The 8,083-nt window shown below is 73.6% G+C and carries 3 protein-coding genes; 1 reads left to right on the forward strand and 2 read right to left on the reverse strand.

Translation table 11 applies throughout. The annotated features are described in order from the left end of the window. Position 1: 1 nt before the first annotated feature. Complete coding sequence (locus tag H0H10_RS18750; RefSeq protein ID WP_188182160.1) at positions 2 to 1,774, reverse strand: acetyl/propionyl/methylcrotonyl-CoA carboxylase subunit alpha; 1,773 nt, start codon at positions 1,772 to 1,774, stop codon at positions 2 to 4. A 377-nt stretch (positions 1,775 to 2,151) separates the two neighbouring features. Here H0H10_RS18750 and H0H10_RS18755 point away from each other — a divergent pair, with 377 nt between their 5' ends. Then, on the forward strand, positions 2,152 to 3,783 hold the full coding sequence (locus H0H10_RS18755; RefSeq protein ID WP_188182161.1) for an FAD-binding oxidoreductase: 1,632 nt from the start codon (positions 2,152 to 2,154) through the stop codon (positions 3,781 to 3,783). Positions 3,784 to 3,861: 78 nt separating this feature from the next. Here the strand turns inward: H0H10_RS18755 and H0H10_RS40555 are convergent. Next, positions 3,862 to 8,083: thioester reductase domain-containing protein (locus tag H0H10_RS40555; protein ID WP_188182162.1), on the reverse strand; the 4,222-nt coding region annotated here is incomplete at its 5' end.

Here is an 8,083-nt window from a genome sequence, read left to right on the forward strand (position 1 = left end):
CTCAGTCCTTGATCTCGCAGATGGCGGCGCCGGAGGTGATGGAGGCGCCGACCTCGGCGGTGAGGCCCTTGACGGTGCCGGACTTGTGGGCGTTGAGGGGCTGTTCCATCTTCATGGCCTCCAGGACGACGATGAGGTCGCCTTCCTGGACCTCTTGGCCCTCCTCGACGGCGATCTTGACGATGGTGCCCTGCATGGGCGAGGCGAGGGTGTCGCCGGAGGCGGCGGGGCCGGACTTGCGGGCGGCGCGGCGCTTGGGCTTGGCGCCGGCGGCGAGGCCGGTGCGGGCCAGGGACATGCCCAGCGACGAGGGCAGGGAGACCTCCAGGCGCTTGCCGCCGACCTCGACGACGACGGTCTCCCGGCCGGCTTCCTCGTCCGTCTCGGTGTCGGCGGGGGAGGCGAACGGCTTGATGTCGTTGACGAACTCGGTCTCGATCCAGCGGGTGTGGACCGTGAACGGCTCCGTGGAACCGGTCAGCTCGGGGGCGAAGGCCGGGTCGCGGACGACGGTGCGGTGGAAGGGGATGGCGGTGGCCATGCCCTCGACCTGGAACTCGTCCAGGGCGCGGGCGGCGCGCTGCAGGGCCTCGGCGCGGGTGCGGCCGGTGACGATGAGCTTGGCCAGCAGGGAGTCCCAGGCGGGGCCGATGACGCTGCCGGACTCGACGCCGGCGTCGAGGCGGACGCCGGGGCCGGCGGGCGGGTCGAAACGGGTGACCGTGCCGGGGGCGGGCAGGAAGTTACGGCCGGGGTCTTCGCCGTTGATGCGGAACTCGAAGGAGTGGCCGCGCAGCGGCGGGTCGTCGTAGCCGAGTTCTTCGCCGTCGGCGATGCGGAACATCTCGCGGACCAGGTCGATGCCGGAGACTTCCTCGGTGACCGGGTGTTCGACCTGGAGGCGGGTGTTGACCTCCAGGAAGGAGATGGTGCCGTCGTTGCCGACGAGGAACTCGACGGTGCCGGCGCCGACGTAGCCGGCCTCCTTCAGGATCGCCTTGGAGGCGGCGTAGAGCTCGTCGACCTGCGCCTCGGACAGGAACGGCGCGGGGGCCTCCTCGACCAGTTTCTGGTGGCGGCGCTGGAGGGAGCAGTCACGGGTGGAGACGACGACGACGTTGCCGTGGGTGTCGGCCAGGCACTGGGTCTCCACGTGGCGGGGCTTGTCGAGGTAGCGCTCGACGAAGCACTCGCCGCGGCCGAAGGCGGCGACCGCCTCGCGGACGGCGGAGTCGTACAGCTCCGGGACCTCTTCGAGGGTGCGGGCGACCTTGAGGCCGCGTCCGCCGCCGCCGAAGGCGGCCTTGATGGCGATGGGCAGGCCGTGTTCCTTGGCGAAGGCCACGACCTCGTCGGCGCCGGAGACCGGGTCGGGGGTGCCGGCGACCAGGGGGGCGCCGGCGCGCTGGGCGATGTGGCGGGCGGCGACCTTGTCGCCGAGGTCGCGGATGGCCTGCGGCGGGGGGCCGATCCAGATCAGGCCGGCGTCGAGGACGGCCTGGGCGAACTCGGCGTTCTCGGAGAGGAAGCCGTAGCCGGGGTGGATCGCGTCCGCGCCGGAGTCCTTGGCGGCCTGCAGCACCTTGTCGATGTCCAGGTAGCTGGTGGCCGGGGTGTCACCGCCCAGGGCGAACGCCTCATCCGCGGCGCGGACGTGTGACGCGCCCCGGTCCGGGTCCGCGTAGACGGCCACGCTCGCGATCCCGGCGTCCCGGCAGGCACGGGCGATACGGACGGCGATTTCGCCGCGGTTGGCGATGAGCACCTTGCGCACGAAGGCTCCTCGGATACGTCACGGACGTCGGGACGGACGTCGGGCACACGGCGGCCCGGCACCGGCCGGACACTGCCTGATCGGAAGGGTTCGGAACGTGGGGGTGGTGAGGTCGCTGGGGCTGCTGCGCAGGCGGAACAGCACCGTTCGAACGTATCGGTGTCCGTTCCGCGCACCGATCACCGGCCGGTAATCTCCGCCGCCGCCCACCGGGACCGGCGGATGACCGTCCGCTGGGCCTCCTGGGCCGTGCCGCCACGGCCGCCGTCCGGGTTCCCGCCGGGTTACCCGGCCATGACGAACGGCTGGAAACGTTCGCGCACGGCACGACACTCGTGCGGATTTCCGACGTTCAGGTCACATGGAGGCATGCGATCATGACCGAATTCTCCCGGCGCGGGCTGATGAGGGGCGCCGCGGCGACCGGTGGGGCGCTCGCGCTGCCGTCCCTCGCCGCGACGCCCGGCGTTGCTGCCGCCGCCGACGGGATCGACGGGGCCGAGGGTGCCGTGCGCGCCGCCGCGGCCGTCCACGTCACCCCCGCCGACCCGCGGTACAAGGGCCTCATATCGGGTTCGAACCAGCGCTGGGTCGGCTCACCCGACTACATACGCGTCGTCAGCAGCGCCGACCAGGTGGTCACCGCCGTCCAGGAGGCCGTCGACCGGAACCTGAAGGTCGCCGTGCGCAGCGGCGGGCACTGCGACGAGGACTTCACCGCCAACCGGGACGTCCGTGTCGTCATCGACATGGCCGGCATGAACACCATCGACTACGACCCCGCGATGCGGGCCATCGCCGTCGGCCCCGGTGCGCTCCTCGGCTCCGTGTACCGCACGCTCTACAAGCGCTGGGGCGTCGTCCTGCCCGGCGGCACCTGCCCCACCGTCGGCGCGGGCGGCCACATCACGGGCGGCGGGTACGGGGCGTTGTCCCGCTCCCGCGGCCTGACCGTCGACCACCTGTACGCCGTGGAGGTCGTCCACGTCGGCGCCGACGGGCGGGCCCGCAAGGTCGTCGCCACCCGTGAGCCAGGTGACCCCAACCGCGAGCTGTGGTGGGCCCACACCGGCGCCGGCGGCGGCAACTTCGGCGTCATCACCCGCTACTGGCTCCGCTCGCCCGGCGCCACCGGCACCGACCCGTCGCGGCTGCTGCCGCAGGCGCCGTCCGAGGTGCTGCTGTCCGACGTCAGCTGGTCCTGGAGCGACCTCGACGAGGCGAGCTTCACCCGGCTGCTGCGCAACTTCGTCGACTGGCACGCGGCCAACTCCGCGCCCACCTCGCCCGGCCGCCATCTGTTCAGCCAGTTCAAGGCGATGCACAAGGCGGCCGGGTACTTCCGGATGAGCACCCAGGTCGACGCGTCCGTGCCGGGCGCCGAGGAGCTGCTGGACGACTTCCTCGCCGCGGTCAGCGAGGGCACCGGCGTCAGCTACCACGTCGGCGACCGCTACCGGGCCCCCTGGCTGTACGCCGTCAGCGAGTGGTCCGGCTTCGTCGAGGCCGCCGTGCCGCGCTGGAAGGCCAAGTCGGCGTACGTCCGCAAGAGCATGCCGGCCGAGCAGCTGAAGGCGGTCTACCGTCAGCTCACCCGCGACGACTACGCCGGCCCGTACGGGATGATCGCCGTCGTCGGCTTCGGCGGCAGGATCAACGAGGTGGCGAGCGCCGACACCGCCACGGCGCAGCGCGACTCCGTCGCCAAGATCCTCTACTGCAGCCTGTGGAGCGACCCGTCCGACGACGCCGCCCAGACGAAGTGGGTCCGCGAGGCGTACGCCGACGTGTACGCCACGACCGGCGGCGTGCCGCGCACCGGCGGCGTCAATGACGGCTGCTACATCAACTACGCCGACGCGGACCTCGCCGACCCGGCGCTGAACACCTCCGGTGTCCCCTGGCACCAGCTGTACTTCAAGGACAACTACCCGCGCCTGCAGCGGGTGAAGGCGGCCTGGGACCCGAAGAACGTCTTCAGCCACCGCCTCTCCATCCGCCTGCCGTAACCCGCGGCACCGAACGGGAAGGGCCCCGCCGGCCGAAGCCGGCGGGGCCCTTCCGTGCGTGCCCGGAGGGGACGCGGGTCACGCCGTCGCGGGGAAGTGGCCCTCCTCCACGAAGAAGCGCACGTACTTCTCGAACAGTTCCTGCGTCAGCTCGGGGATCGCGATCCCCGAGCCCTCCAGGGCCCGCTCGGTCTCGGTGGTGTCGATCGGCGGGTAGAACCCGTCGGTGTCCGACGTCATCATCTCGAAGGCGTCCAGCAGCGGCAGCAGCGCGTTGTCGCCCGACTTCACCGTCGACGTCCAGGTGTCCCAGTCCACCTCGTCCAGCTCGTACCCGATGGCGCGCAGGTACTCTGCGCACCGCGTCAGCGCGAGCGAACCCGAGTTGAACAGGTGGTACGTGCCGCCGGCCGTCTCCGGGCGGCCCGCGATGCCGGTGATGGCGGCGCTGACGTAGTCGACCGGCAGCAGGTGGAAGCGGCCCTCGGTGCCCTTGGGCACGCTCCGCGCCTGCACCAGGCCCTTGAGCGTCAGCCACACGAAGTCCCGGGTCTGGCAGGCGCCGTTGACCTGGTCGCCCGAGATGACGTCCACCCGGTACACCGACACCGGAAGACCGCGCTCCCGGGCCAGCTCGATGACCTGCTCGGCGACCCACTTCGAGCGCAGGTAGCCGCTCGCGAGCCGCTCGGCGGGACCGGTCGGGTCCGTCACCTTCAGCGGCACGCCCGGCTCCCGCACACCGTTGAACACGCCGACCGTCGACACGTAGTGCACCGGCACCGTGCGGTGCCGGGCCGCCAGCCGCAGCACCTCCTCGGTGCCCCCGACGTTGGCGGCCTTCAGCGTCTCGTACGGCTGGAGCCAGTGCACCCGCGCACCGTTGTGGTAGACCACGTCGACGGTACGGGCCAGCTCGTCGAACGCCTCCTCGGTGAGGCCGAGGCGGGGCTCGGCCAGGTCGCCGCGGACGACGACGATCCGCTCGGGGTCGATGTCGTCCCACACCCGGTACCAGCGGGCGTTGTCCCGCAGCCGCTCCAGCGCCGCCGCGTCGTCCTCGCCCCGTACCAGGCAGTGCACGCGCGCCGTGGTGGTGCGCATCAGGTCGCGCAGCAGGAACGCGCCGAGGAAGCCGGTCGCGCCGGTCAGCAGGATCTCCCGCGGGTCGCCGGCCCCGGCGGCCGCCTCGCCGGCCGGCCGCACATCGTCGGCGAGCCGTACCTCGGCGGCGAAGTCGACGCCGCCGCGCCCGCCGCCGGAGGCGTCCGCCGGGGCCAGGGACGCCACCACCTCGCCGTACAGGAACGCGGCCAGCGCGTCCGGCGTCGGGTGGTCGAACACCAGCGTCGGCGGCAGCTTCAGACCCGTCGCCGTGCCCAGCTGGTTGCGCAGCTCGACGGAGGTCAGGGAGTCGAAGCCGAGCGCCGAGAACGGCTGGTCCGTCGGCACCCCGGACGCGTCCGAGTGCCCGAGCACCTCCGACACCCGGCCCAGCACCAGCTCCAGCACCGCCGCCCGCTGCTCCTCGTCGGACAGCCCCGCCAGCCGCTCGGCCAGCGAGTCCGTGGCGACCTCGGTGTTCTGCGCGGTCCGCCGCCCCGACGAGCGGGCCAGCTTCCGCAGCAGGACCGGCACCTGCACCTGCTCCCGCAGGGTCTGCAGGTCCATGGGCGTCGCAGCGAGCGTCGCGTGACCCGTCGTCAGCGCCAGGTCCAGCAGCGCCGGACCCTGCTCCGACTCGACGGGGCGGAAACCGCTGCGGGCGATGCGCTTCAGGTCGGCCTCGTCCAGGTGCCCGGCCATGCCGCTGGTCTGCGCCCACAGGCCCCAGGCCAGCGAGGTCGCCGCCAGGCCCCGCGCCCTGCGGTGCTGGGCGAGACCGTCCAGGAAGTGGTTGGCGGCCGAGTACGTCGACTGGCCGGGGCCGCCGACGACCGCGGCGATCGACGAGAACAGCACGAACGCCGACAGGTCCATGCCCTCGGTCAGCTCGTGCAGGTGCCACGCCGCGTCCACCTTGGGCCGCAGCACCGCCGCCAGCCGCTCCGGCGTCTGCGACCCGATCAGCCCGTCGTCCAGGACACCGGCCGTGTGCAGGACACCGGTCAGCGGGCGGTCCTCGGGTACGGAGGCCAGCAGCGCGGCCAGCGCCTCGCGGTCCGCCACGTCGCAGGCGGCGATCGTCACCTCGGCGCCCAGCGCCCGCAGCTCGGCCTCCAGCTCGGCCGCGCCCTCGGCGGCCGGGCCCCGCCGGCTGGTGAGCAGCAGGTGCCGCACCCCGTGCTCGGTGACCAGGTGCCGGGCGAACAGGGCGCCCAGGCTGCCGGTGCCACCGGTGATCAGCACCGTGCCGTCGGCGTTCCAGGACCCGGTGGTGCCGGACGCCGACTCGGCGACCCGGCCCAGCCGCGGGATGTGCACGCGCCCGGCGCGCACCGCCGCCTGCGGCTCCCCGGCGGCGAGCACCGACGGCAGCGCGGCCGCCGACGAGGACTGGCCGTCCAGGTCGACCAGGGCGATCCGGCCCGGGTTCTCCGACTGCGCGGACCGCAGCAGGCCCCACGCCGCGGCGGCCCCCAGGTCGGTGACGTCCTCCCCGTCGGTGACGGCGACGCCGCCGCGGGTGAGCACCACCAGCCGGGTGTCGGCCAGCCGCTCCTCCGCCAGCCACCGCTGGACGAGCTCCAGCGCGTCCCGCGCCACCGCGTGCGCGACCGCCGCCACGTCACCGGACGCCTGCGCCGCGCCGTCGGACATCGCGCCCAGCGGCGCCAGCACGACGTCGACGCGCTCACCGGCGGCCACCGCCCCCGCGACCGCCGCCACATCGGCGAACGCCCGGCCGGCGGCGAACGGACCCTCGCCCAGCGCCGCCCAGTGCTCGGGCTCCTTGGCCGGCATCAGGGGATAGCGGGCCCAGTCCACGTGGAACAGCGAATCGCGGTTCCTGGCCAGGGCGTTGGACAGCTCCCCGACGGCGATGGCCCGGCAGGCGACCGCCGACGCGGCCGCCACCGGCTGCCCCGCCATGTCCGCGAGCCGTACCTCCAGGGCCCCGTCCGGGCCGACGGTCAGCCGTACGCGCAGCCTGCGCGCGCCGGTCGCGTGGAGCCGGACACCGTGCCAGTCCGTCGAGATCCACACCGCGCCGGCCGGGCTGCTGCCGTACGTGGCCAGGCAGGAGGCGGCCAGTGCCATCTCCAGCAGCGCCGGGTGCAGCCCGAAGCCCTCCACGCCGGTGCGGCTCTGCTCGGGCAGGCTGACCTCCGCGTACACCTCGCTCTCGCCGAGCCGCCACACCGCGTCCAGGCCCCCGTACACCGGCCCGTACTCGTAGCCCTGCGCGGCCAGCTTCTCGTAGGCGCCGTCCAGCGGCACCTCCTGGGCGTCGGCCGGCGGCCACTGGGTGAGCTCGAACGGCGTCTCGGGCCCGCTGAAGCCGAGGTGTCCGCGGGCGTTGAGGGTCCACGGCACGTCCGCGCTGTCGGGGCGGGAGTAGATCGCCAGCTCCCGCCGGCCGGCCGGGTCCGCGCCCCCCACGCTGAGCTGCACGTGCACGCCGCCCTTCGCGGGCAGCACCAGCGGGCCGAGGACCGACAGGTCCTCCAGCACGGTGCAGCCCAGCTGGTCACCGGCCCGTACGGCCATGTCCACCAGCGCCGTCGCCGGCACCAGCGTCTGCCCCAGCACCACGTGGTCGGCCAGCCACGGATGGGTCCGCGCCGACAGCCGGCTGGTGAACAGCACCTGCTCGACGCCCGCGACGGTCACCGCCGCGCCCAGCAGCGGATGCTCCGCCGACTCCAGGCCCAGGTCCGAGGTGTCGGCGACCACACCCGAGGTCTCCACCCAGAACCGCTCGTGCTGGAACGCGTACGTCGGCAGGTCGGTGCGCCGCGCGCCGGTACCGGCGTAGAAACCCTGCCAGTCCACCGGGACACCGCCCGCGTGCAGCCGGGCCACCCCGGTGACCAGGCCCTCCGGCTCCGGCCGGCCACGCCGCAGCAGCGCCACCGCGGCGTCCGGGCCCGCGTCGACCGTTTCCTGCACCAGCGCCGTCAGGACGGCGTCCGGCCCCACCTCGGCGAACGCGGTCGCACCCAGCTCGTGGAGGGTGGTGAGGGCGTCGGCGAAGCGGACGGCGTGGCGGACCTGGTCGGTCCAGTAGGCGGGGGTGCGCAGGTCGTCGCCGGTGGCGAGGCGTCCGGTGAGGGTGGAGACGACGGGGATCTGCGGCTCGTGGTAGGTGAGTTCGGCGGCGGTGCGCTGGAACTCGTCGAGCATGGGGTCCATGTGG

Origin of the sequence: Streptomyces griseicoloratus (assembly GCF_014534645.1) — a bacterium.
Classification (GTDB): Bacteria; Actinomycetota; Actinomycetes; order Streptomycetales; family Streptomycetaceae; genus Streptomyces; species Streptomyces griseicoloratus.

What these genes read in the sequence shown, in the direction of transcription:
- H0H10_RS18755 (WP_188182161.1), top strand. Translation starts at nt 2,152, where the DNA reads ATGACCGAATTCTCCCGGCGCGGGCTGATGAGGGGCGCCGCGGCGACC.